Raw genomic sequence first — 22,105 nt, 5'->3', positions numbered from 1 at the left:
TTTCACCGGTTGAGTTTCTCCGCAAGGCTTAAAAACTCAACCTCTAACCTCGACCGACTTGGGCGGGGAAGACCCGCGGGATGTTCCGCTCGGCGGAGAACCACAAACGAGGAAGAGGTGAGCAGGATGGGAATGTACAAGTACATTAGGGAAGCCTGGAAGAGCCCCAAGGAGACCTACGTCGGGGACCTTCTGAAGGTCAGGATGATAAAGTGGAGAAGGGAACCGGTCGTCGTGAGGATCGATAGGCCCACCAGACTCGACAGGGCCCGCTCACTCGGCTACCAGGCCAAGCAGGGCTACGTGATGGTCCGCGTCAGGGTCAGGAAGGGTGGAAGGAAGAGGCCCAGGTGGAAGGGCGCGAGGAAGCCGAGCAAGATGGGTCAGGTCAAGTACAGCCCGAAGAAGAGCCTCCAGTGGATAGCCGAGGAGAAGGCCGCGAGGAAGTTCCCGAACCTCGAGGTCCTCAACAGCTACTGGGTCGGCGAGGATGGAATGTACAAGTGGTTCGAGGTCATAATGGTCGATCCGCACCACCCGGTCATCAAGGCCGACCCCAAGATCAACTGGATAACCGGAAAGGCCCACAAGGGCAGGGTCTTCAGGGGACTCACCAGCGCCGGCAGGAAGGGCCGCGGCCTGAGGAACAAGGGCAAGGGTGCGGAGAAGGTCAGGCCAAGCGTGAGGGCCAACAAGGGCAAGACAAAGTGAGCCCTTCATTCCACTTCTTGATTCTCCGCTTTACCCTTGATTTTCGGCCAATTTTCTCCCGATGAGAGCTTTGCCGGGTCTGTTACCTTTTCCCGGTAGTGGCCGTGTGAATGGCGCCGAATGCCCGAGTGCGTTTCTCCACAAGGGTGACGGTTACCTTTTAAAGCGCCTCCCCCAACTCTCGCTGGTGAGGGGGATGGCGAAGATAAGGGCGCACCACGTCAGGATTACCACGTTCATCCAGGCTACCGAGGATGAGGACAAGGTCCTCGAGGCGGTTGGAACCTTCATCCCGGAAGAGATAGAGGACGAGGACGTAACCCTCGATGTGGACGAGACCACCGGCTTCTTCGGGAATCCGATTAAGGTCGTCAACGTTGAGATAAAGCGGAGCAAGGCCGTCAGGAAGTTCCTCGACCACTTCAGGGAGCTGTTGAGCGAGGAAGATAGGCGCTACATCCTCGAGAACCTCGACGAGAAGGTTGATGAGGAAGGAACTTTATACGTCCGCTTCAACAAGCAGAAGGCATACCTCGGCGAGCCCGAGGTGGACGAGGGTGGGGACACGATCCAGGTCAGGATAAAGGTCAAGGCCTTTCCCATGAGGAAGGAGAGCGTCGTGAAAGCCGTGAGGGAGTGGCTGGGGGAATGACCGGGGAGAAGGATGAACCCGTGGAAGGAATGGGAGAAGTTTCCTTCTCGCGGGATCACTTCGTCGAGATGGACGTCAGGAGTGGGGAGGCCTACGATCTGGCCAACGAGTGGTTCGACGAGGTCGTTTTCACCAAAAAGCTCGTCCTCGAGGAATCCCCTGACTGGGCCTCACTGAGGGAAGAACTCAGGGAACTCCGGGGGAGCTACGGAAGGGTCGCCCTGCTGGTGGTCACGAAAAAGCCGAGCCTCATCAGGGAGGTCAGGAAACGCAACCTCAACGCTTTGCTGTACGTCCAGGGCGGCGACATGCGGATAAACCGCTTCGCCCTCGAGAACGGCGTCGATGCGCTGTTGAACCCCTGGCTCGGGAGGAAGGACCCGGGTTTCGACCACGTCCTCGCGAGGATAGCCGCGAGAAAGGGCGTCGCGATAGGTTTCTCCCTCTCCCCGCTCCTCAACGCCAGCCCCTACGAGAGGGTCCAGCTCCTCCGCTTCATGGCGAAGGCGTGGCGGCTTGTCGATAAGTACTCTGTCCCGAGGTTCATCACGAGCTCCGCCGAAACGAGGTGGGAGGTCCGTTCCCCGCGCGATCTCATGAGCCTCGGGATAAACCTCGGTATGGGGATGCCCCAGGCGAAGGCGAGCCTGAACTTCCACCCGAGGAGGATCCTCTCGAGGCTGGAGAAATGACGTCAAAGCCGGTGGGATGGAAAGGATAAACGGGACGGGCGAACTCACCCGTCCAGCGCCGGAAAGCCCTCTGGCTCGTAGTCCTCGAGTTTTCCGTCGAGGTAGTCCTCGTATCCACCGAGGTCGAGCAGGCCGTGGCCGCTGAGGTTGAAGAGTATGGCCTCCTCCTTCCCCGTCCTCTTTGCCTCCAGGGCCCTGTCTATAACTCCCTTTATGGCGTGAGAGCTCTCCGGGGCCGGGATTATTCCCTCGGTCCTCGCGAAAAGCTCCGCCGCTTTGAAGACCTCGTTCTGGTGGTAGGCGACGGGCCTCACAACCCCGTGGTTTATCAGCACGCTCAAAGTTGGGGCCAGGCCGTGGTAGCGCAGGCCTCCAGCGTGGATGGGCGGGACGTAGTAGGTGTGGCCGAGGGTGTGCATCCTCATCTTCGGAGTGTAACCGCCCGAATCCCCAAAGTCGTACATGTAAACTCCCCTCGTCATCGAGGGGGCGGCCCTCGGCTCGACGGCTATGAACTCGTAGTCCGCTTTTCCATTCAGAACGTCCCTCACGAACGGGTAAGAGAGGCCCGCGAAGTTGCTTCCGCCGCCTACGCATCCGATTATGACGTCCGGCTCCTCGAACTCTTTCATCTGTTCTTTAGCCTCCAGGCCGATGACCGTCTGGTGCATCAGCACGTGGTTCAAGACGCTCCCGAGGGCGTAGCGTGCGTTCTCGTCGCGGAGAACGTCCTCGATGGCCTCGCTTATCGCTATCCCGAGGCCGCCGGGATGGTTCGGGTCCTCGGCGAGGAACCTTCTCCCAACCTCCGTCCTGTCGCTGGGGCTCGGGTATATCTCGGCCCCGTAGAGGCGCATTATCGTCTTTCTGTAGGGCTTCTGCTGGTAGCTGGCGCGGGCCATGTAGACGCGGACCTTGAGGCCGAGGAGCGCCCCGGCCAGGCTCAGCGCCGTTCCCCACTGGCCCGCCCCCGTCTCGGTAACGAGCCTCTCGATCCCCTGCTCCTTCGCGTAGTACGCCTGGGCAAGGGCGGTGTTTATCTTGTGGCTCCCCGTTACCGTCGCCCCCTCGTACTTGAAGTATATCCTGGCCGGCGTTCCGAGGGCTTTCTCGAGGTTCGTGGCGCGGAAGAGGGGGGTGGGGCGGCCGATCTTGGCGTAGAGCTCCCTTACCTCCTCAGGAATCTCGACGTACCTCTCGTTGCTCATCTCCTGCTTCACGAGCTCCCCCGCGAATATCCTCAGTAGCTTTTCGGGCTCCATCGGTTCGTCCGTCTCGGGGTCGAGCGGTGGGGCGAGCGGCTCCGGAAGGTCGGGCAGGATGTTGTACCACCTCTTCGGTATCTTCTCATCGGACAGAACGGCCTTCATTTCAAAACCTCCTTCGGTTTAACTGTTTCAAGAAGAAATCCCAAAGGTGAGGGAATAACGAGCGTTAGGGCTGATATCAAAACTCTGCGCTGGAACTCAGGCCCGCCAAAAGCAAGGCCCCCTCAGGTTATGGCCGCCAAAAACGATCCCGCCTTTGAGTTAACGGACTGACCCAGACGTTTAAAAGAGGCCTACAAATGCCAAAAACAATCACTCCCGCCTGTCATGGTGCATCAGCGTTTGGAAGACGTTCAGGTTTAATAATCTTTCCCCCGTAACTTTGAACGCTGGACGGAAAAGGGGGATTAACACCGGCTGCTCCCGTCGTTTCGACGACCGGTTCACGCCACTTCCGTCTGCTCGTAAACCGTCTTTCCCTTCCGGTGTTTGATGAGCAGGCCGTAGAAGAACTCCTTGAGGTCCGCCCCCATATCGTCGTCGAGGAGTACGTCCGCCCTTCCCGTGTAAACCTTCTCCGCCTTCGTTATCAAAAGGGCTATCTGAGGCGTCAGGTGCTTGAGGAGCGCCCTGAAGAGCTCTGGATAGATCTCCTCCTCCAGCTCCTCGTCCGATTCGATCCCGAGGTAGACGGTGAAGCCCTTCATCTGAACCGCGAGAACGAACTCATCCTCGCCCAGCTCAAAGAACGAGAAGTTGTAGCCCCTGGAATCTGCCCTCGCGAGAAGAACACCCTTTATTGAAAGGGTTACCGGCTCTTCGTTTATCTCGAACACGAGGTCCTTCGCCAGCTCCCTCGTTGCCACCGCGTAGAGTTCCTCGATCCCCATGGATGTGCGTTGGAAGGCGTCAATAAAAGGGTTTCGTCACGTTTTTAACGATAAAGACCGAAGGTGTAAGGGTGGTGTCATGAGGATAACGCGCTTCGGGGTCTCGGTCCCCGATGAGTTGCTCGAGAAGTTCGACCGTATAATCGGGGAGAAGGGTTACGTCAACAGGAGCGAGGCCATAAGGGACATGATGAGGGACTTCATCGTCAGGCACGAGTGGGAAGAGGGCGACCGGGAAGTTGCGGGCACCATCACCATAGTCTACAACCACGACGAGGCCGACGTCGTTAAGGAGTTGCTCGACCTCCAGCACGACTACGTTGACGAGATAATTTCGAGCCTCCACGTCCACATGGACGAGCACAACTGCCTCGAGGTCGTCGTGGTGAGGGGCAAGGCCTCCAGGATAAAGGAGATAGCCGAGAGGCTGATAAGCCTGAGGGGGGTAAAGCACGGGAAGCTGGTTATGACCACCACGGGAAAGGAACTGGTCTGAGGGGTGATACCGTGAGGTTCGTGTCCGCTCTGATGTCTCTTCTGGCGATCTTTTCATTCACCCTTCCCTGGTTCAAGGTTGATGGGGAGGAGATAACGTTTCTGACCTTCCTGAGGGAGTTCCTTCTTGGATCCGGCGGCCCCGGTACCCTGCCCGGGTGGATGGACCCTAACAGCACCGCGGGAACCCTCGTGTTGGTCACGTTCCTGGCGGCGGTGCTGATGATCCTCCTTGGAGCGCTCTTCGGCCTCACGGGCGGCAGGGCCGGGCCCGGGATGGGCACGCTTGGCGTTGTCCTCTTCGCGCTGGTGTTCCGGTACGTCTACGGCCCGGGTTACCGCGAGCTCCTGTCTGTGGGGTACGCCCTGGCCTTCGGGAGCTTCGCGGTGGGCCTGCTGTTCGGCGGCGGCAAGAGGCTTTAGCCAACGACCTCGGCTATATCGCCGTTCCCGGGTGGCAGGACGGCCATTAAATCCTCTTCCCTTACCTTATAGCCCCAGCCCTCGAGGATGCGCTTTATCCTCTTTACCAGCTCGCTCTTCCTCAGCGAACCGGGGCGGATGACGACGTACCTGTTCGTGTGCGCCTTCATCGCCTCGACCGGTGCGCAGACGACGAAGTCCTCGCCCTCGTAGTTGACCACCCCCACGGCGAGCTTGAGGGGCAACCCGTGGAGCCAGTTTCTCTTGCCGTAGACCATGAAAGCGCCCTTGCCGAGGTACTCACCGCTGGGGGTCTGCTTGGTCACCTGCTCCGGCCTCGCCCAGTAGGCGTCTCCGCTGTAAACGCCCCTACTCCAGGCCCTGCTCATCGAAACCGCGAACTGGCAGGCCTCGAGGATGGTCTTTTCTCCCGCTTTCTGGCCGTCCTTGATGACGACGTGGGGGGCGCCGTAGACGTCGGCGTGGCAGTAGAGGTCGCCATCGGCCATGTGTTTCTTAACGAGTATCTCGTTGGTGCCCGCGTCCTTACCGGCGAGAACGAGGAAGCCCTCGCTCGAAACGAACCAGCGGAACTTCTCGAACCACTTCCTCTTCTTCCGTTCTATCCGCCTTACGTTCAGCTCCTTCCCCGTCTCATCCTCGATGAGCCTCTCGACCTCTTCGAGCTTCCTCTTCGTGTCCTCGTAGGCCTTTAACGCCCCCTCGTGCTTGTGGCGGAACTTCTTGGCCTTCTCGTAGTACAGCGCGGCGTTCTCCCCTACGCTTCTCTCGAGGTACAGCTTGACCCTCTTCCCTTCGAGTTCCAGCGTCACCGCCTTTTCAGCGGGATCCATCCCCTTCACCATCAGGGCGACTTTGTTTCCTGCTTTTCTGCCCTCCTCCATCCTCCTCTTGAACCCGTCCCAGCCGAGCCTCTCGGTTGCCTTCCTGAACTCCTCGAGAAGCCGCTCGATAAAGGCGTAGTTCGCGTAGATGAGGTCGCCTATCTCCTGGTTCGCCCTTGCCCCCTCCTCGAAGCCCCTGAGCATCTCCTCCTGCTTCCTGAGGGTCATTAAAAGGGCCCTCTTCCTCGCCTCGAGCTTCTTCGTCTGCTCGATCCTCGCCTTCTCGAGGGTTATCCTCCCGAAGTACTCGTCCAGGGCCTCGCTGAAGGTTTTGAAGTAGCGTCTCTCGAGGCCGTCGTAGATCCTAAGCTCTATCGGAACGACGTCGTGCATGTTCCCGTCTTTGAAGACGATGTTCGGCCTCGCCTCGTCGTTGAACGTCCCCATCATCGCGTCGTAGACCCTCAACAGGTCATCGTCGCTCAGCTCCCTGACCGGGGTAGTTTTCTCGAAACCGGCCCTTATGGATATCTCCTCCGCGTACATGCCCCCCATGTTGAGCTTCCTCGCCAGGGCGCGCACGAGCTCCAGGTCCTCTTCCTCCCGCATGAGCTTGATGAACCTCTCGCGCGTTACCTCGAGCGGGTTCTCCCTTGCGGGCGGGAACTTATAAGCCGCCTTCGGCTTTATAGCCCTGTCCCTGTACTCCTCGTAGCGGAGGGCGGCGATTATTCTGTTTTCCGAATCAACGAGTATCACGTTCCCCCTCCTGAAGAGCTCGCCGATGAGGGTGTAGTCCCCAACGCGAACCTTGACTATCCTGTCGAAGCCGTGCTGCTCTATGGCGTCGACGAAGCCGCCGCTCATGTGCTTTCTGAGGAGCATCGTGAAGCTCGACGGCCTCTTCGGGGCCTCCTTCACGTAGGTCGTCAGGTGAAACCTCTTTCCGGCCTGGAGAATCAGGTCCGCCCGCCCCTCCTTCGTGCGGAGCTTTATCCTTATCTCGTCGCCGTCGTGGTAAACCTTGTCAACGCGAGAGCCGATTAGCCACTGGAGTTCCCTCACGATGTAGCGTATGTCGACGCTACTCATCTCCTCTTTCATTTCTCATCCCCTGGGGATGTGGCTTCGAGACCTTTTAAACCATGTTGCGGTCGTTTCGTGAGCCGGTTATCCCTTCGGTGGGGATGATGGGGTGAACCGATCTCGCCGGGAAAATACCGGCTGAACCTGCAGGCCAATGGACATAAAAGGACACGGGGCCAACCCTGTTCCGAATAAGGTTAAATACTCCGGGCTCGATAACGCCCCAGGTGATACCAATGAAAGGCTACTTCACGTTCGTTCTTCACACCCACCTCCCCTACGTCCGGAAGCACGGCAGGTGGCCCTTCGGCGAGGAATGGCTCTACGAGGCAATGGCCGAGACGTATCTACCCCTCCTGATGGAGTTCGAGCGCCTCCGCTCCTCGGGTGTCAGGTTCCAGCTCGTGATAAACGTAACGCCCGTCCTGGCGGAGCAACTCGCCGATGAGTACGTCAAATCGGAGTTTGAGCGATACATCCTGAGGAAGATCAGGGCCACGGAAGGGGATCTGAAATCGGGTAAGTACGACGAGGAGGCCGTCAAAGCCTCACTCGACCACTTCAGGAAGGTTTACGACTACTGGAAGGCCATAAACGGCGACATCATCGGCAAGTTCCGCGAGTTCCAGGATGCCGGCTACATCGAGATAATAACCTCCGCGGCGACCCACGGCTACCTCCCGCTCCTCGGAAGGGACGAGGCGATAAGGGCCCAGCTCGCCAACGGGGTGGCCACCTACGAGAAGCACTTCGGGAGAAGGCCTCGCGGGATATGGTTACCGGAGTGCGCCTACAGGCCCGCCGGCGAATGGGAGCTTCCCGATGGCAGAAAGGTTAAACGGGCGGGGGTAGAGAAGTTCCTCGAGGAGTTCGGCATCGAGTACTTCTTCGTCGAGAGCAGGCTCATCGACGAGGGGCCGGTAAGCAAAGGATACGGCGAGGTTTCCCTCTACGAGGGGGAGAAAAGCACGCTGAGGCCCTACTGGATCAAGGGCTCGAGGGTGGCCGTCTTCGGAAGGAACAGGGAGACGGGCCACCAGGTCTGGAGCGCTCACTACGGCTACCCCGGCGACTTCTACTACCGCGAGTTCCACAGGAAGGCCCCGGAGAGCGGCGGTCAGTACTGGCGCATAACCGGAAAGGACGTTCCGCTCGGGGAGAAGGAGTTCTACGACCCTGATAAAGCGATGGAGCGGGTCGAGGAGCACGCACGGCACTTCGTCTCCCTCGTTGAGAGACTCCTCGCTGATCACGAGGAGAGGTTCGGCGAGAAGGGGATAGTCGTTTCGCCCTACGACACGGAGCTCTTCGGTCACTGGTGGTTCGAGGGGGTCAAGTGGCTCGGCAGGGTCCTTGAACTGATGGCCTCGCGGGGAATCATCAGCACGACGATCTCAGCGTACCTTGACGGCTACACGGGCGAGAAAGAGGAGATAGAGCTCCCCGAGGGCTCGTGGGGCGCCAACTCCGACCACTCGACCTGGTGGAACGAGGAGACGGAGTGGACTTGGAAGGAAGTTTATAAAGCAGAGGACAGGATGGTGGCGCTGGCGAGTGAGTACTACGGAAGGGACAGAACCACCGACAGGGCCCTCGAACAGCTCGCGAGGGAGCTCCTCATCCTTGAGGCGAGCGACTGGCAGTTCCTAATAACGACTGGCCAGGCCAGGGAGTACGGCAAGAGGCGCGTTCTCATCCACAGCAGGGACTTCCATAGGCTGGCGAACGAGCTGGTGAAGTACGTTAAGACCGGGGAGTTCGACGTTCACCTCCTAAAGGAGCTCGAGGAGAGGGACAACGCCTTCCGGCCGGTTATCGTGGCGAACTACGTGAGCGAGAATCCGCCCGAGGTTCCCGATTACGTAGAGCCCCCCGAGGTTCCGCCCGAGGAGGGGAAGGCTGAAGGACAGAAAGAGGTCGCGGAGCGGGCCTACGCCACGGAGATTGTGAAGTCCGTGGCTAAAAGGGCCCCGGATGGGAAGAAAAAATCGCCCGCATCTAAGGGAAGGGAGAAGCCCTCAACGAAACACGGGGGAGTCAAGAGAAAAGGCCAAAAAATCGGGGGGACGAAAAGCGACCTGCTCGGCATAAAGGGCATCGGGCCGAAAACCCTGAAGAAGCTCCAGCGCGCGGGTGTTCTAACGGTGGACGACCTCAAAAGTGCCGACATCGAGGAACTGGCCAGGAGAACGCGTATCTCCCCCAAGAGGTTGAGGAAGTTCCTTGCCCAGGTCTCCTGATTTTCCTTAACTTCTTATGTGTTTGACTTTTATTTTCGAAAGCCTTTTCTGGAGTTTTACCAATTATCTACGTGGTAACCATGAAGAAGGTCGAGGCCATTATCCGGGGAAACGATTTTGACCGGGTTAAGAGCGCCCTCAGGCAGGTTGGCATAGTGCCCCTGACGGCGTACCCCGTTCAGGGGAGGGGAGTTCAGGGTGGGGTCCCACCCTACGACCTCCTGCCGAAGATGAAGCTCGAGATCGTTGTCAAAGATAAGGACGTGGAAAAGGTCGTTGATGTCATCCTCAAAAACGCGAGGAGCGGCACCCCGGGCGACGGCAAGATATTCGTAACCCCTGTAGAAGACGCCATCAGGATAAGAACCGGAGAAAGGGGAAACGAGGCCCTCTACTGAGGGCTTTCCTTTACCTCAGAGGAACGCGTGCCTGTGCTTGTACAATTCAAAGAGGCCCGCGGATAACAGGTAAATCTCCACCGCCGCGAGGAGCAGTATGAACAACAGGTACCCCTGAGCAAAGGAGAGGCTCTTTCCGAGGTGCCCCGCTATGACGCTCAGCTGATTGGGGTCACGAAGGGCCCTTAAAGAGTAAACCACCGCGTTGAAGCCCACGACGATGGGTATCGGGGCGGAGGCGTATGCGAGCAGGAGCCCCGTGTAACCCCGCCTCTGAAGGGACAGCATCGAGAGGATTATGGGGATGGCCAGTATGAGCGCGGTTATCGCGAAGAACTGATTGAGATACACCCCCGTCAGGACGAAGAACGACGTCATTCCGAAGATGTACTTCCGGTACGCCCTCTTCAGCTCGGCGAGCATTCCCGGGATAAAGTCGTACTTCGCCGACCTGGAGTACAGGAGAATCTTGTTCACGGCCTTCATGTAATTCTTCTTGCCTTCCTTCTCGATGTTTCTGTCCGTGCTCGTGGATTTGAGCTCCTTGGCCTTTTTGAGGAAGAACTCAGCCAGTTCCCTGTTGTCCTTCTCGATTTTAGGGACGAGCTCTCTGAAATTCTCTGCGCTCTCTTTGAGGGATTTTTTGACTCTTATCTTTTCTTTTTCAGTCAGGCTCTCAAGTCTATCGATCTTCTCAAGGATCGATTCGAGAACATCAGCGGTTTCAAGAAGTACATTCTTACTCTTCACCTGTACACCCCCGAATGGAAAAGAAAAAAGGGTTTAAGATACTTGCCCTTTCTCCGCCTTGAGTAACCTGTTGATGCTCCAGCCCATCATGGCGAATATTACCAGCCACGCTATCAGCATATAGATTGCCCAGCTTCCCATCGTGACCACCTCATACCTTTATGATGACCTCGTTCTTCTCCAGCTCTTCCCTGTACTTCTTCTTGATTGAGTAGTAGCTCTCTATCGCGCCGACGATCCACATTGAGATTATTGCCAGCCTGGCGGGCCACTCGAGCGTTGCCCCGATGAGGCTCTTGGCCGAACCTATCAGGGGTATCAGCAGGAGTATTGGGGCTATGTACAGTATTATCGGCTTGTACCATCCTGGAACGCTCATGTAGGCGCCCTTGTGGAGCTCCTCCCAGAAGTTGTCGGGCTTGAAGAGGTACACCGCGATTATTATATCGAAGAGTGCCAGCAGAGTAAGCTGGAAGCTGACCCATGCGTCGACCTGATCCATGTAGCCGCTGATGTATATGACCGGTAGGCCGGCGATGAGGTATATCAGGAACACCACCCAGGTGCCGACTTTCCTCTTTATGCCGAGGTCTTCCTCAAGGAGCGCGGTGAGGTAGTTGTACATGGCTATGGCCGAGGTGAATCCCGCGAACCACAGCAGGAGGAACCAGAGTGCTCCAAAGAACTTCCCCGCACTTCCCATGCTGACAAAAACGTTGGGCAGGCTTGTGTAGGAGAATCCAAGGCCAAATTTGGCACCTATCCATGAGAGGGCCGCGCTCTTGCCCTGGCTGAGAACATCGGGCGGCACGATCTTGGGTGCGTAGGCCGTGGCCAGCGGGACGGCGAGTGAACCACCGAGGACGACCTCCGCGAACTCGTTGAGTGAAACCGTGGCGAGACCGCTCAGGGCGACGTCGTCATCGGGACCGAGGTAGCTGGCGTAGTTCTGGATGATACCCATACCGAGCGACAGCGTGAAGAATATCTGGCCCGTGGCGGCGAGCAGGACCGTGTAGAAATGCTTGCCGAGGTACGACCAGTTGGGGCTCCAGATGAACTTGAATCCGTCGATGGTGCTCCAGTTGGGGTCTATGGGTGAACCGAGGACGAAGACGTAGCCGACCATTATGATGGCGAAGATGTAGAGCAACGGCATCATTACCTTGACCCAGCGCTCGATACCCTTGCTGACGCCCTGGCCAACGGCTATCGCCAGCAGGATGACCGTTATGCCCCAGAACAGCATGACCTCCCCGTGGTTGTTGAGGTAGTTGCTGAAGAAGTCGCCGGTGTTCTTGCCGAAGTAGGCCCCTGTTATGCTGAACCATGAGTAAGCCGCCGACCAGCCGATGAGGTGCAGGTAGTAGCTGTTCAGGAGGACCGTCAGTGAAAACGCCAGCATACCGCTGATAACGCCCCACCAGAAGGCGCTCCTCGGTTTAAGGCTTTCCCTGGCCATGAGGTAGTACGTTGGGCCCAGCGTGCCGTGGCCGTACTTTCCACCGTAGCGACCGGCGACCCACTCGATCCACATCACTGGTATCCCGAGGAAGAATAGCGCTATGAAGTACGGTACCATAAAGGCGCCGCCACCGTTCTGGGCAACCTGGGTCGGGAACCTCACGAAGTTACCCAGACCGACGGCGTTGCCCGCCATCGCTAAAATCAAACCAATCTTAGTTGCCCATTGATCCCTTTGTTCCACATTATTCACCCCCATTCTTAGATGCATGGGCTTTATCGCCCCAGTATATCACTGGGACATTATGTATAAGACAAGGCATTCTATAAAAAGCTTTCTGATGGCCTTTTTCGACAAAAGACGATTTACTTAACCGTTAAACTCTGCCTATTGGATTCTCGCCATTTTTCCAGTACGCCCAAAAGACGTAAGCTTTGACCCGGCATTGTGACAATTGTTGGGTGATATATTGACCGTGTTGTCAAAGGAAAGAAGGGACGCATTCCATCAAGTATTTAACCCCGCAGTTCCAGGTTTAACCGGCCCGATGATTTGAACGAGAGTGATCTGATGGGTGATGACCGACTTCTCGCTGAGGGCCCTGCCAACGGGATCTATGGGTTTCATTTGTATTCTGTGATGTCTTTTTATGTTCTCCAATGTATAAAAAATCTTGGATGTACATCCCTCTTTTTGGCCCAAAATTTCGGTAGATATTTCCTTTTCCCCGAAAATTTCCGTACATAACGTTTTGTTCAAAATTAACCCTTCTCCTGCCTCCTTTGCGAAAGGTTTATATATGCAAATGCCTAAGGGTCTATCGCAGATTACCGAAACCTGAGGTGGTATGAATGGTCGAGATGGACCCGTTTGAGATGGCAGTTAAGCAGCTCGAGAGGGCTGCCCAGTTCATGGACATAAGCGAAGAGGCCCTCGAGTGGCTTAAGAGGCCAATGAGGATCCTCGAGGTTTCAGTTCCGGTTGAGATGGACGACGGTTCCGTTAAGGTTTTCACCGGTTTCCGCGTTCAGCACAACTGGGCCCGCGGTCCAACAAAGGGTGGCATCAGGTGGCACCCCGAGGAGACCCTCAGCACGGTCAAGGCCCTCGCCACCTGGATGACCTGGAAGTGCGCCGTCGTTGACATACCCTACGGTGGCGGTAAGGGCGGCATCATAGTCAACCCGAAGGAGCTCAGCACGAGGGAGAAGGAGAGGCTCGCCAGGAGCTACATAAGGGCCGTCTACGATATCATCGGTCCATACACCGACATCCCGGCTCCGGACGTCTACACCACCCCTCAGATAATGGGCTGGATGATGGACGAGTACGAGGCTATCGCGAGGAGAAAGAACCCGGCCTTTGGCGTCATCACCGGCAAGCCGCTGAGCATCGGCGGTTCACTCGGCAGGGGAGACGCCACGGCCAAAGGCGCTTCGTACACGGTTAGAGAGGCCGCCAAGGCCCTCGGCATGGACCTCAAGGGCAAGACCATCGCCATCCAGGGTTACGGTAACGCCGGTTACTACATGGCCAAGATCATGAGCGAGGAGTACGGCATGAAGGTCGTCGCCGTCAGCGACAGCAGGGGCGGCATCTACAACCCCGATGGCATAAACGCCGACGAGGTCCTCAAGTGGAAGAAGGAGCACGGCAGCGTCAAGGACTTCCCGGGAGCGACCAACATCACCAACGAGGAGCTCCTCGAGCTCGACGTCGACGTCCTCGCCCCAGCGGCCATCGAGGAGGTCATAACCGAGAAGAACGCCGACAATATCAAGGCCAAGATAGTTGCCGAGGTCGCCAACGGTCCGGTTACCCCGGAGGCCGACGAGATCCTCAAGGAGAAGGGTATCCTCCAGATCCCGGACTTCCTCTGCAACGCCGGCGGTGTCACCGTCAGCTACTTCGAGTGGGTGCAGAACATAAACGGCTACTACTGGACGCTTGAGGAGGTCTACGAGAGGCTCGACAAGAAGATGACCAAGGCCTTCTGGGACGTCTACAACACCCATAAGGAGAAGAACATCCACATGAGGGACGCCGCCTACGTCGTGGCCGTCCAGAGGGTCTACCAGGCCATGCTCGACAGGGGCTGGGTCAAGAAGTGATTTCCCCTCTTTTCTCTTCGTTTCTGCCTCTATTATGGTCCGGCATGAACGAGGTGTGGCGTGATGAAGCAGGCCCCTCTGGTTCTTCTGGTCTCCCTGCTGGTCGTTTCCGCGCTGTGCCTTGATAGCACACCGAATAAATCAAACCATTCTTCTAATGAAACATCCGTTCGGCCCTCAGGAAGTTTGGCGCAGGGGATCACGACGTTTCTCAGTGGAGCCAGAAAAGACCTTGAAAACTGCAACACAACCCTGAGGAAACCCCTGTCCCCAGGTAGCGGGAGAGAATACCTGAACATGACAGTTCTGAATGGGACAGCACTTGAAATGAATGGCAGGGTGTACAGGCATGTCCTTCTGGGCATCTGGAACGTTAGCTTCAGCGGAGAGGCACGGCTTAAGGACTATAAAATCGTCTGGGCGCAACGGAGGAACCTCACGACAACAGGGGGACAGGAAATCGACTTTAAAGTCTACAACGGGGAAGATGTTGTTGGCTCGTTTACATACTGGTACGTCCCGTTCCGCTTGGACTCGTTCTGCGTTGTCATAGATTCAACTCAATTAAACCTCTCAAACGGAGATACTTTGACTTTCCTCTTCGTTCATACCAGAAGGGGAGACATGTGGCTCGTCCTGCTGGGGTAAATCCCACGGGGTCCGCGGTGAGGATTGAAAAATACGGAGGGGTCGATACCCGAACCGCCCCTCATGCCTTCGCCCAGTACTCCCTCTCCTCCACCATGGCCTTTATCATCTCGTCCTCGTCCCTGAACATCGTCCTCCGCGAGGGATTCTGCATGCCGTAGAACTCCATGAAGGGGCTCGGCCTCCTCTCGAAGGGGTAGTAGAGGTACACCGCCGCGAGAGTCCTGTACGCTTCGGCCATCTCGCTGATGACACCGGCAGAAACGCCCTCCGCGTAGTGGTAGACCGCTATAGCCTTGCTGACGTCGACCAGGTTGAAGTCCCTCTCGACGAGCTGCCTCCGGAGTATGTCCGTCGCCTGCTCTATGTCCTCCCTGTCGAGCTCGTCAACCTCCTCGCCGTCGAGGAGGTGCTTTATCCTGATGCGTCTTATTGAAGGATCTTTGTTCACCTGGGCGTCGTACTCGGCGACGACCCACCAGTCGTCCAGTGCCCCGGGGTCAAGGACGGTGAAGTGCTCGCTCAGCTTGGCGTAGAAGCCCCTGACGCGCGTGTAATACTCCTCTTCGTGGCCCGTCATCGGGTAGCTGAGGTACACGAGGGGCTTCTCCCTTTCCCTGAATATCAGGTCGAGGAAGACCTCGTAGGGATGCCTTATGCCGAACTGCAGGATGTAACGAACCTCCATACCCTCCTTCTTCAGCTCGTGGATGAGCGTTTTCACGTGGTTTATCGCGTCCTCGCGCCACATGACGAGCGTGGTGAGCTTTATGTTCTCCGGGTCGTTCCCGAAGCGCTCGAGCCACTCCGGGTCGTTGAGGATTCGTCTTCTGACCGACAGAACGTCGTCGAGGACTATTATAACGCGGTTCGGCCTGATCAGCTTTAAGTTGCTCGTCGTGAACCCCAGAACGCTCCCGCTCCCCCACCTGAAGAGGCTCGGGGTCGACACCAGATGGAACTTCTCGTTGCTTTCGTCTATTTCCTTTCTTATTCTACTGAACGCTTCATCCCGTATCTCGTTCATCAGATCCTGGTGGCTTATGGCGAAGTCGAGGACGTTCTTCCGGGTTATCTTAACCCCCAGCTCCTTCCCGACTTCCCGGATGTAGTCAAAGACGTGGTAATAGGCGTAGCTCTCCCCTTCCGCGAGCTTCAGCGCCTCGGTTATGTACTCGTCTCGCCCGTTGAGGGGCGGGCCAGTTAGGAGGATGACTTCCTTCATTTTACCACCCCGCACCGTCCAGATATGGGCTTCGGACGAAACCTTTAAATACTATTCCCCCAACCCCAACTGTAGGTTCTTCTATTCTAAAAACATACCAGCAGGGGTGTTGTAATTGGCTGAGAAGCTAAAGGGAACGACCACGGTCGGCATTGTATGTAAGGACGGAGTCGTCCTGGCAGCGGACAGGAGGGCATCGCTCGGCAACATGGTGCTTTCGGAGAACGTCACCAAGGTTTTCCAGATAGATGATCATCTGGCCCTGGCCGGTGCCGGGAGCGTTGGGGACATCCTCTCGCTCGTCAGACTTCTGAGGGCCGAGGCCAGGCTGTACAGGGCGAAGGTTGGTAGGGAGATGAGCGTTAGGGCCCTTGCCACCTTAACCTCCAACGTGCTTCACGGCAACAGGTTCATGCCTTACTTCGGATGGTTCCTCATAGCGGGCTACGATGAGAAACCGGGCCTGTACTCGATAGACATGGCCGGGGGCGTTACGGAGGATAAGTTCACCTCGGCGGGCTCCGGAATGGAGTTCGCCTTTGCGGTTCTGGAGGATGGCTATCGCGAGGGTATGGAACTTGAGGATGGAATCAAACTCGCCCTCAGGGCGATAAAGATAGCCACGAGGAAGGACGTCTTCACCGGTGGTGGAGTAACCCTCGTTACCGTGACCGAGGAGGGGTACAGGGAGCTGAGCAGGGAAGAAATAGAGGCCCTTCTAAAGTGAGGTGGTGGCTTTGATAAGGAGAGAAACCTCAGTTGACAAGATACTGCGGGACATACAGGCAGTTATAAGTCAGATGGTTCCAAGGGAGGCGAGGATAACCGAAGTTGAGTTTGAAGGACCCGAACTCGTCATATACGTCAAGAACCCCGAAGCGATAATGGGGGACGGGGATCTGATACGGAACCTCGCCAAGGTTCTCAAGAAGCGCATCAGCGTTCGCCCCGACCCGGAGGTTCTCCTCCCCCCAGAAAAAGCCGAGGAAATGATAAAGGAGCTCGTGCCCAAGGAGGCCGAGATAACCAACGTAAGCTTTGATCCGTCCGTTGGGGAGGTTCTGATAGAGGCGAGAAAGCCGGGACTCGTAATAGGGAAGAACGGTGAAACTTTACGCCTCATAACCCAGCGGGTTCACTGGGCCCCCGGAGTCGTGAGAACGCCCCCACTTCAGAGCCAGACCATATACTCCATAAGGCAGGTTCTCCAGGCTGAGGCCAGGGACCGCAGGAAGTTCCTCAGGCAGGTCGGGAGGAACATATACCGTAAGCCAGAGGTGAAGAGTGAGTGGATCAGGATAACCGGCCTCGGCGGTTTCCGTGAGGTCGGGAGGAGTTCTCTCCTCGTTCAGACCAACGAGAGCTATGTTCTCGTTGACTTCGGCGTCAACGTGGCCGCCCTCCGCGACCCCAAGAAGGCGTTTCCACACTTCGATGCCCCGGAGTTCCGCTACGTCCTCGACGCCGGCCTGCTCGATGCCATCATAGTAACCCACGCCCACCTCGACCACAGCGGGATGCTCCCCTACTTGTTCCGCTACAAGCTCTTCGACGGGCCGATATACACCACGCCTCCCACGAGGGATCTCATGGTTCTCCTCCAGCAGGACTTCATCGAGATACAGAAGATGAACGGCGTGGAACCTCTATATCGGCCGCGGGACATCAAGGAGGTAATAAAGCACACGATAACCCTTGACTACGGCGAGGTTCGCGACATCGCCCCGGACATAAGGTTAACCCTCCACAACGCGGGCCATATCCTCGGCTCCGCGATAGTCCACCTCCACATAGGCAACGGGCTCCACAACATAGCCATAACAGGCGACTTCAAGTTCATCCCGACGAGGCTCTTCGAGCCGGCGGTGAGCAGGTTCCCGCGCCTCGAGACCCTCGTGATGGAGTCCACCTACGGTGGAAGCAACGACTACCAGATGCCGCGCGAGGAGGCGGAGAAGAGGCTCATAGAGGTCATTCACCAGACGATACGGCGCGGAGGAAAGGTCCTGATTCCGGCGATGGCCGTCGGCAGGTCGCAGGAGATAATGATGGTCCTCGAGGAGTACGCCCGCGTCGGTGGCCTGGAGGTTCCGATATACCTCGACGGAATGATCTGGGAGGCCACCGCGATACACACGGCCTATCCGGAGTACCTCAGCAGGGGCCTGCGCGAGCAGATATTCCACGAGGGCTACAACCCCTTCCTGAACCCGATTTTCAAGCCCGTCGCCAACAGCAGGGAGAGGCAGGACATCATAGACTCCGGCGAACCCGCGATAATCATAGCCACCTCTGGTATGCTCGTCGGTGGGCCAAGCGTGGAGTACTTCAAGCAACTCGCCTCCGACCCGAAGAACAGCATGATATTCGTCAGCTACCAGGCTGAGGGAACGCTCGGAAGGCAGGTTCAGAGGGGCCTCAGGGAGATTCCACTCGTCGGGGAGGACGGAAAGACGGAGGTCGTCAACGTGAACATGGAGATCCACACCATAGACGGCTTCTCTGGCCACGCCGACAGGAGGGAGCTCATCAGCTACATCGCCCGCCTGAGGCCGAGGCCTGAGAGGGTCATAACCGTCCACGGAGAGCCCCACAAGTGCCTCGACCTCTCGACGAGCATCCACAAGAAGTTCGGCATCTCGACGAGGGCCCCGAACAACCTCGACGCGATAAGGCTCAAGTAGTCGAGAGTGAGTTAGATGAAGGTTCGCTGTCCCTCCTGCGGGAGGCTCTATTCTTCAATTATCCCCCCAACCTGCTCCTGCGGTGAGCCTCTAAAGGTAAGCTACGACTACGAATCCGTGGACGTTTCCCCCTGGAGGAAGAGAAAGCCGGGCGTCTGGAGGTACCGCGAGCTCCTCCCGGGCGTGGAGCAGATCATCAGCCTGAAGGAGGGTGGAACGCCCCTCCTGAGGGCAAAGCTCGGCGAGGAGCTGGGGTTTAACGTCTTCATAAAGGACGAGACCCGTAACCCGACCGGCTCCTTCCGCGACAGGCTCACCACGGTGGCGGTCTCCTACGGCCTGTCCCACGCCCGGAACGGTTTCGTCGTGGCGAGCAACGGAAACGCCGCCGCGTCTCTGGCTGCGTACGCCGCGCGGGCCGGGAGGCCCGCCTACGCCGTCGTCCCGAAGCTGGTCGAACAGGGGAAGCTGAACCAGATAGTGGCCTTCGGCGCCAAACTTATACGCTACGGTGAGAGCGTCGATGAGGGTATAAGCTACGCAGAGGGTCTCGCCGATGGAAAGGGGCTCTACAACGTCACCCCCGAGAGCAACCTCATCGGCCTTGAGGGACAGAAAACCCTTGCCTTCGAGCTCTGGGAGGAGCTGAACCCGACCCACGTTCTGGTTCCAACGGGGAGCGGGAGCAACCTCTACGGCATCTACAAGGGCTTCGTCGAGCTGAGGGAGATCGGCGTTATTGAGGAGATCCCCAGGCTCGTGGCGGTGCAGGCCGAGAGGTGCTCGCCAATAGCGAGCGAGGTTCTGGGCGTCGAGCCGAGGGTCGAGCCGACGAAGGCGCTGGGGCTATACGTGAAGAACCCGGTGATGAAGGAGCTCGCGCTTGAGGCCATACGCGAGAGCGGTGGAACCGCGGTGATGGTCGGCGAGGACGAGCTCGACCTCGGGCAGAGGCTCCTCGCAGGCGAGGGGGTCTTCGCGGAGTACGCCTCGGCGGTTGTAGTGCCGGCCCTTCTCAAGCTGGCGGAGGAGGGTTACTTCGAGCGGGACGACAGGATAGCGCTCATCGCGACGAGCTCGGGCCTCAAGGGGCACTACTCCGAAGCGCGGGAGAGGTTCAGCGTGGGCGGGACGAAGCTCGATATACTCAGGCTCCTTGGCGAGAGGGTCATGTACGGCTACGAGATATGGGAGGCCCTTGAGAAGCCCCTCAAGTACCAGGCGGTTTACCAGCACCTCCGCGAGCTTGAGAGCCTTGGCCTGATAGAGGAATCCCACAGGAAGGGCAGGCGCATCTACTACCGGCTGACAGAGAAGGGCAGGCGGTTCCTGGAGACGCTGTCGGAATAACGGAAAGGTTTTAAAAAGGTCTTTTTAAAGCTAAGCGTAGGTGAAGAACGTGGAGCTGACACTTGAGAATAAGTTTTCACTCTCGGTCTATCTGTGGGGGCTCATCTGTGGCTTAGTTAGTGGGGTCGCCTCCTCTTACGTTCAGTATGGCTGGCTGATAGGGTTCGCCATGTTCCTGGTCACCGACAAGTTCGTCATGGCCATCATAAAGGAACTCCCCCCAGAGATCGAGGACGAGCGCCAGATACTTAAGAAAGCGTTCTGGGGATGGTTCATGTTCTGGCTCTACTTCGCCATGCTCGGTTACACCGCTATGATCAACTTCCAGCCCGAGTTCTACTCGAATCAGAGCCTGCTCTATCAGCTCGCTCATAACGGGACGGTGACGGGGTGATCCCATGGAGGAACTGAAGAGGGCGGTTGCCCGGGAGGCATTAAAGTTCATCGAGGACGACATGGTGGTGGGCCTCGGCACGGGTTCCACCACCGCGTACTTCATCGAGTACCTCGGCAAGCTCATCATGGAGGGGGAGCTCGAGGACGTCTACGGAGTTCCGACGTCCCATCAGTCGAGGCTCCTCGCCATTGAGAACGGCATCCCCGTGGTTGGACTGGACGAGGTCGACGCGATAGACATAGCGGTTGACGGGGCCGACGAGGTTGACCCGCAGATGAACCTCATAAAGGGGCGTGGCGCCGCCCTCACCATGGAGAAGATAATCGAGTACCGCGCCGGGACTTTCCTCGTCCTCGTTGACGAGGGCAAGCTCGTCGAGAGACTCGGCCAGAGGATGCCCGTTCCCATAGAGGTGATTCCGGCGGCATGGCGTGCCATAGCCGAGGAGATAGAGGTCTTCAACGCCGAGGCGGAACTCAGGATGGCGAGTAAAAAGGACGGGCCCGTCGTTACGGACAACGGTAACTTCATCCTCGACGCGAGGTTCCACCGCATAGACGACCCGCTCGACCTCGAGATAGAGCTCAACAATATCCCCGGAGTCGTCGAGAACGGCATCTTCGCCGACATAGCCGACGTGGTTCTCGTTGGTACCAAAGACGGCGTCAGGAAGATGGAACGCTGAGGTCTTTTCTCTTCATTTGTACCGGTTTTTTGGCCGGACTTTCTGGGTTAAATTTATAAGCGAGGTTGGGGTCATTATTCTCGAACCCGCGCGAGCGGGGGTTGCCGAGCCTGGTCAAAGGCGGTGGACTCAAGATCCACTCCCGTAGGGGTTCCGGGGTTCAAATCCCCGCCCCCGCACCATTCAGCCCTTTTAAAAAGCGCTGGCGGAAAGGTTGTGATTCTTTTTTTGGGCGATTTTGAGACGTGTTTGCTTCTAAAAAGGTTATCCAATCTTGAATTCGCCGTTAACGTGTTATTGATAAAGGGTTTACTTTTGGATGGCGCTCCTTCGGAGCGCGGGAGATTGAAAACCCCTTGAATTTGGCCTTTTACTCTCGAATTCGAGTTTTAAACGCCTTTTGACGGCATAAACACCAACGGAAGGGACTTCTGTTCAGTAACAGGTCTTAACGTTAATCCCCTTCCCCTTACCAGCTTAGAGCGCACGCCTCTATTTCCCAAATTTTCTAAATAATTTTCTAAAGAAAACACCCTTTTCGCAGGCCTTTTTCCAAAGACCGTTTTGGAGAACTTTCCGGGTGCTAAAGCCCAATGGGTGTCTCTTTCGATGTGTTTGAATTTCAAACCATGGTGGGACATTTATAAGGTTTTCTCGATGGTGGTGAACATAAAAGTGCATCAGAGTAGCTTTTTGGATGGAAGAAGGTTCTTAAACTTTTCGTAACCGATATAAACCCCTCTGAGCGAGTTGTCACTCGAAAAGCTTATATACCGAAACCCGCAGGGGGAGGTAGTGATAATCGTTCTTAAAAATGTTAAGGGGGCAATTCTCGGTGGCGACGAAAAAAGAGTTTGATATATTCGCTCACGAGCTGGTTCCTGAACACAGGATACTCAGCGAGGAGGAGACGAAGGAGCTCCTGAGGAGATACAGGATCCAGATTTCCCAGCTTCCCCAGATCAAGGCTTCGGACCCGGCCGTGGTGGCCCTGGGTGCAAAGCCCGGTGACGTTCTTGAGATCAAAAGGAAGAGCCGGACGGCAGGGTACTATTACTACTATCGTCTGGTGGTTGAGGACTGATTCTGA

At 57.1% G+C, this 22,105-nt stretch carries 21 protein-coding genes and 1 tRNA gene; 16 read left to right on the top strand and 6 right to left on the bottom strand.

Annotated features, from left to right (window positions below; translation table 11 throughout):
- Nucleotides 1-126: 126 nt before the first annotated feature.
- The 3 genes from A3L02_RS10100 (at nucleotide 127) to A3L02_RS10090 (ending at nucleotide 2,055) form a co-directional block, all read left to right on the top strand.
- The gene (locus A3L02_RS10100) at nucleotides 127-711 is read left to right on the top strand and encodes a 50S ribosomal protein L15e (protein ID WP_088863784.1); all 585 of its coding nucleotides are present in this window, start codon (nucleotides 127-129) and stop codon (nucleotides 709-711) included.
- 196 nt (nucleotides 712-907) lie between these two features.
- On the top strand, nucleotides 908-1,363 hold the full coding sequence (locus A3L02_RS10095; RefSeq protein ID WP_088863783.1) for an RNA-binding protein: 456 nt from the start codon (nucleotides 908-910) through the stop codon (nucleotides 1,361-1,363).
- A 29-nt stretch (nucleotides 1,364-1,392) separates the two neighbouring features.
- Nucleotides 1,393-2,055, top strand: a complete 663-nt coding sequence (locus A3L02_RS10090) for a Ribonuclease P protein component 3 (RefSeq protein ID WP_088863885.1) — start codon at nucleotides 1,393-1,395, stop codon at nucleotides 2,053-2,055.
- A gap of 44 nt (nucleotides 2,056-2,099) precedes the next feature.
- Here A3L02_RS10090 and A3L02_RS10085 read toward each other — a convergent pair whose 3' ends face one another.
- On the bottom strand, nucleotides 2,100-3,425 hold the full coding sequence (locus A3L02_RS10085) for a TrpB-like pyridoxal phosphate-dependent enzyme (RefSeq protein ID WP_088863782.1): 1,326 nt from the start codon (nucleotides 3,423-3,425) through the stop codon (nucleotides 2,100-2,102).
- Between the two features lie 341 nt (nucleotides 3,426-3,766).
- Nucleotides 3,767-4,213, bottom strand: coding sequence for a hypothetical protein (locus A3L02_RS10080; protein ID WP_088863781.1), 447 nt, complete (start codon nucleotides 4,211-4,213; stop codon nucleotides 3,767-3,769).
- 79 nt (nucleotides 4,214-4,292) lie between these two features.
- Here A3L02_RS10080 and nikR point away from each other — a divergent pair, with 79 nt between their 5' ends.
- The gene (gene nikR, locus A3L02_RS10075; protein WP_088863780.1) at nucleotides 4,293-4,709 is read left to right on the top strand and encodes a nickel-responsive transcriptional regulator NikR; all 417 of its coding nucleotides are present in this window, start codon (nucleotides 4,293-4,295) and stop codon (nucleotides 4,707-4,709) included.
- 11 nt (nucleotides 4,710-4,720) lie between these two features.
- Nucleotides 4,721-5,131, top strand: coding sequence for an amino acid permease (locus A3L02_RS10070; RefSeq protein WP_088863779.1), 411 nt, complete (start codon nucleotides 4,721-4,723; stop codon nucleotides 5,129-5,131).
- Here the strand turns inward: A3L02_RS10070 and rqcH are convergent.
- Complete coding sequence (rqcH, locus tag A3L02_RS10065; protein WP_088863778.1) at nucleotides 5,128-7,080, bottom strand: ribosome rescue protein RqcH; 1,953 nt, start codon at nucleotides 7,078-7,080, stop codon at nucleotides 5,128-5,130. The two genes, A3L02_RS10070 and rqcH, sit on opposite strands and share 4 nt — an antisense overlap.
- A 218-nt stretch (nucleotides 7,081-7,298) precedes the next feature.
- Here rqcH and A3L02_RS10060 point away from each other — a divergent pair, with 218 nt between their 5' ends.
- On the top strand, nucleotides 7,299-9,302 hold the full coding sequence (locus A3L02_RS10060; protein ID WP_088863777.1) for a 1,4-alpha-glucan branching protein: 2,004 nt from the start codon (nucleotides 7,299-7,301) through the stop codon (nucleotides 9,300-9,302).
- Between the two features lie 80 nt (nucleotides 9,303-9,382).
- Complete coding sequence (locus A3L02_RS10055; protein ID WP_088863776.1) at nucleotides 9,383-9,700, top strand: P-II family nitrogen regulator; 318 nt, start codon at nucleotides 9,383-9,385, stop codon at nucleotides 9,698-9,700.
- Nucleotides 9,701-9,715: 15 nt separating this feature from the next.
- Here the strand turns inward: A3L02_RS10055 and A3L02_RS10050 are convergent, their stop codons facing one another.
- Both A3L02_RS10050 and A3L02_RS10045 read right to left on the bottom strand, forming a co-directional pair.
- Nucleotides 9,716-10,450: an alpha-glucosidase gene (locus A3L02_RS10050; RefSeq protein ID WP_088863775.1), complete on the bottom strand. Its 735-nt coding sequence runs from the start codon at nucleotides 10,448-10,450 to the stop codon at nucleotides 9,716-9,718.
- Between the two features lie 151 nt (nucleotides 10,451-10,601).
- Nucleotides 10,602-12,158: a sodium-dependent transporter gene (locus A3L02_RS10045; protein WP_088863774.1), complete on the bottom strand. Its 1,557-nt coding sequence runs from the start codon at nucleotides 12,156-12,158 to the stop codon at nucleotides 10,602-10,604.
- Between the two features lie 608 nt (nucleotides 12,159-12,766).
- Here A3L02_RS10045 and gdhA point away from each other — a divergent pair.
- Complete coding sequence (gdhA, locus tag A3L02_RS10035; protein ID WP_088863772.1) at nucleotides 12,767-14,026, top strand: glutamate dehydrogenase; 1,260 nt, start codon at nucleotides 12,767-12,769, stop codon at nucleotides 14,024-14,026.
- A 63-nt stretch (nucleotides 14,027-14,089) separates the two neighbouring features.
- Nucleotides 14,090-14,674, top strand: coding sequence for a hypothetical protein (locus tag A3L02_RS10030; RefSeq protein ID WP_088863771.1), 585 nt, complete (start codon nucleotides 14,090-14,092; stop codon nucleotides 14,672-14,674).
- Between the two features lie 61 nt (nucleotides 14,675-14,735).
- Here A3L02_RS10030 and A3L02_RS10025 read toward each other — a convergent pair whose 3' ends face one another.
- Nucleotides 14,736-15,899, bottom strand: a complete 1,164-nt coding sequence (locus tag A3L02_RS10025) for a P-loop NTPase family protein (protein ID WP_088863770.1) — start codon at nucleotides 15,897-15,899, stop codon at nucleotides 14,736-14,738.
- 115 nt (nucleotides 15,900-16,014) lie between these two features.
- Between A3L02_RS10025 and psmB the strand changes: the two genes are divergently transcribed.
- From psmB to A3L02_RS09990, 7 genes are all read left to right on the top strand, one after another.
- The gene (psmB, locus tag A3L02_RS10020; protein WP_088863769.1) at nucleotides 16,015-16,626 is read left to right on the top strand and encodes an archaeal proteasome endopeptidase complex subunit beta; all 612 of its coding nucleotides are present in this window, start codon (nucleotides 16,015-16,017) and stop codon (nucleotides 16,624-16,626) included.
- A gap of 10 nt (nucleotides 16,627-16,636) precedes the next feature.
- Nucleotides 16,637-18,583 (top strand): beta-CASP ribonuclease aCPSF1, encoded by a 1,947-nt coding sequence (locus A3L02_RS10015; protein ID WP_088863768.1) that lies wholly within the window; start codon nucleotides 16,637-16,639, stop codon nucleotides 18,581-18,583.
- Between the two features lie 15 nt (nucleotides 18,584-18,598).
- Nucleotides 18,599-19,933 (top strand): pyridoxal-phosphate dependent enzyme, encoded by a 1,335-nt coding sequence (locus A3L02_RS10010; protein WP_088863767.1) that lies wholly within the window; start codon nucleotides 18,599-18,601, stop codon nucleotides 19,931-19,933.
- Nucleotides 19,934-19,982: 49 nt separating this feature from the next.
- Nucleotides 19,983-20,327 carry a hypothetical protein gene (locus A3L02_RS10005; RefSeq protein WP_088863766.1) on the top strand — a complete coding sequence of 115 codons (345 nt, stop codon included), beginning with the start codon at nucleotides 19,983-19,985 and terminating at the stop codon, nucleotides 20,325-20,327.
- A gap of 4 nt (nucleotides 20,328-20,331) precedes the next feature.
- Nucleotides 20,332-21,015, top strand: coding sequence for a ribose-5-phosphate isomerase RpiA (gene rpiA / locus A3L02_RS10000; RefSeq protein WP_088863765.1), 684 nt, complete (start codon nucleotides 20,332-20,334; stop codon nucleotides 21,013-21,015).
- 94 nt (nucleotides 21,016-21,109) lie between these two features.
- A tRNA-Leu gene (locus A3L02_RS09995) sits at nucleotides 21,110-21,197 on the top strand.
- A gap of 653 nt (nucleotides 21,198-21,850) precedes the next feature.
- On the top strand, nucleotides 21,851-22,099 hold the full coding sequence (locus A3L02_RS09990) for a DNA-directed RNA polymerase subunit H (protein WP_088863884.1): 249 nt from the start codon (nucleotides 21,851-21,853) through the stop codon (nucleotides 22,097-22,099).
- The last annotated feature ends 6 nt before the right edge of the window (nucleotides 22,100-22,105 follow it).

Origin of the sequence: Thermococcus celer Vu 13 = JCM 8558 (genome assembly GCF_002214365.1) — an archaeon.
Classification (GTDB): Archaea; Methanobacteriota_B; Thermococci; order Thermococcales; family Thermococcaceae; genus Thermococcus; species Thermococcus celer.
Note: the sequence above shows the minus strand (reverse complement) of the source record. Positions and strands in the feature narration are given on the sequence as shown.

What these genes read in the sequence shown, in the direction of transcription:
- A3L02_RS10100 (WP_088863784.1), top strand. Translation starts at nt 127, where the DNA reads ATGGGAATGTACAAGTACATTAGGGAAGCCTGGAAGAGCCCCAAGGAG.
- A3L02_RS10095 (WP_088863783.1), top strand. Translation starts at nt 908, where the DNA reads ATGGCGAAGATAAGGGCGCACCACGTCAGGATTACCACGTTCATCCAG.
- A3L02_RS10090 (WP_088863885.1), top strand. Translation starts at nt 1,393, where the DNA reads ATGGGAGAAGTTTCCTTCTCGCGGGATCACTTCGTCGAGATGGACGTC.
- A3L02_RS10085 (WP_088863782.1), bottom strand. Translation starts at nt 3,425, where the DNA reads ATGAAGGCCGTTCTGTCCGATGAGAAGATACCGAAGAGGTGGTACAAC.
- A3L02_RS10080 (WP_088863781.1), bottom strand. Translation starts at nt 4,213, where the DNA reads ATGGGGATCGAGGAACTCTACGCGGTGGCAACGAGGGAGCTGGCGAAG.
- nikR (WP_088863780.1), top strand. Translation starts at nt 4,293, where the DNA reads ATGAGGATAACGCGCTTCGGGGTCTCGGTCCCCGATGAGTTGCTCGAG.
- rqcH (WP_088863778.1), bottom strand. Translation starts at nt 7,080, where the DNA reads ATGAAAGAGGAGATGAGTAGCGTCGACATACGCTACATCGTGAGGGAA.
- A3L02_RS10060 (WP_088863777.1), top strand. Translation starts at nt 7,299, where the DNA reads ATGAAAGGCTACTTCACGTTCGTTCTTCACACCCACCTCCCCTACGTC.
- A3L02_RS10055 (WP_088863776.1), top strand. Translation starts at nt 9,383, where the DNA reads ATGAAGAAGGTCGAGGCCATTATCCGGGGAAACGATTTTGACCGGGTT.
- gdhA (WP_088863772.1), top strand. Translation starts at nt 12,767, where the DNA reads ATGGTCGAGATGGACCCGTTTGAGATGGCAGTTAAGCAGCTCGAGAGG.
- A3L02_RS10030 (WP_088863771.1), top strand. Translation starts at nt 14,090, where the DNA reads ATGAAGCAGGCCCCTCTGGTTCTTCTGGTCTCCCTGCTGGTCGTTTCC.
- A3L02_RS10025 (WP_088863770.1), bottom strand. Translation starts at nt 15,899, where the DNA reads ATGAAGGAAGTCATCCTCCTAACTGGCCCGCCCCTCAACGGGCGAGAC.
- A3L02_RS10010 (WP_088863767.1), top strand. Translation starts at nt 18,599, where the DNA reads ATGAAGGTTCGCTGTCCCTCCTGCGGGAGGCTCTATTCTTCAATTATC.
- rpiA (WP_088863765.1), top strand. Translation starts at nt 20,332, where the DNA reads ATGGAGGAACTGAAGAGGGCGGTTGCCCGGGAGGCATTAAAGTTCATC.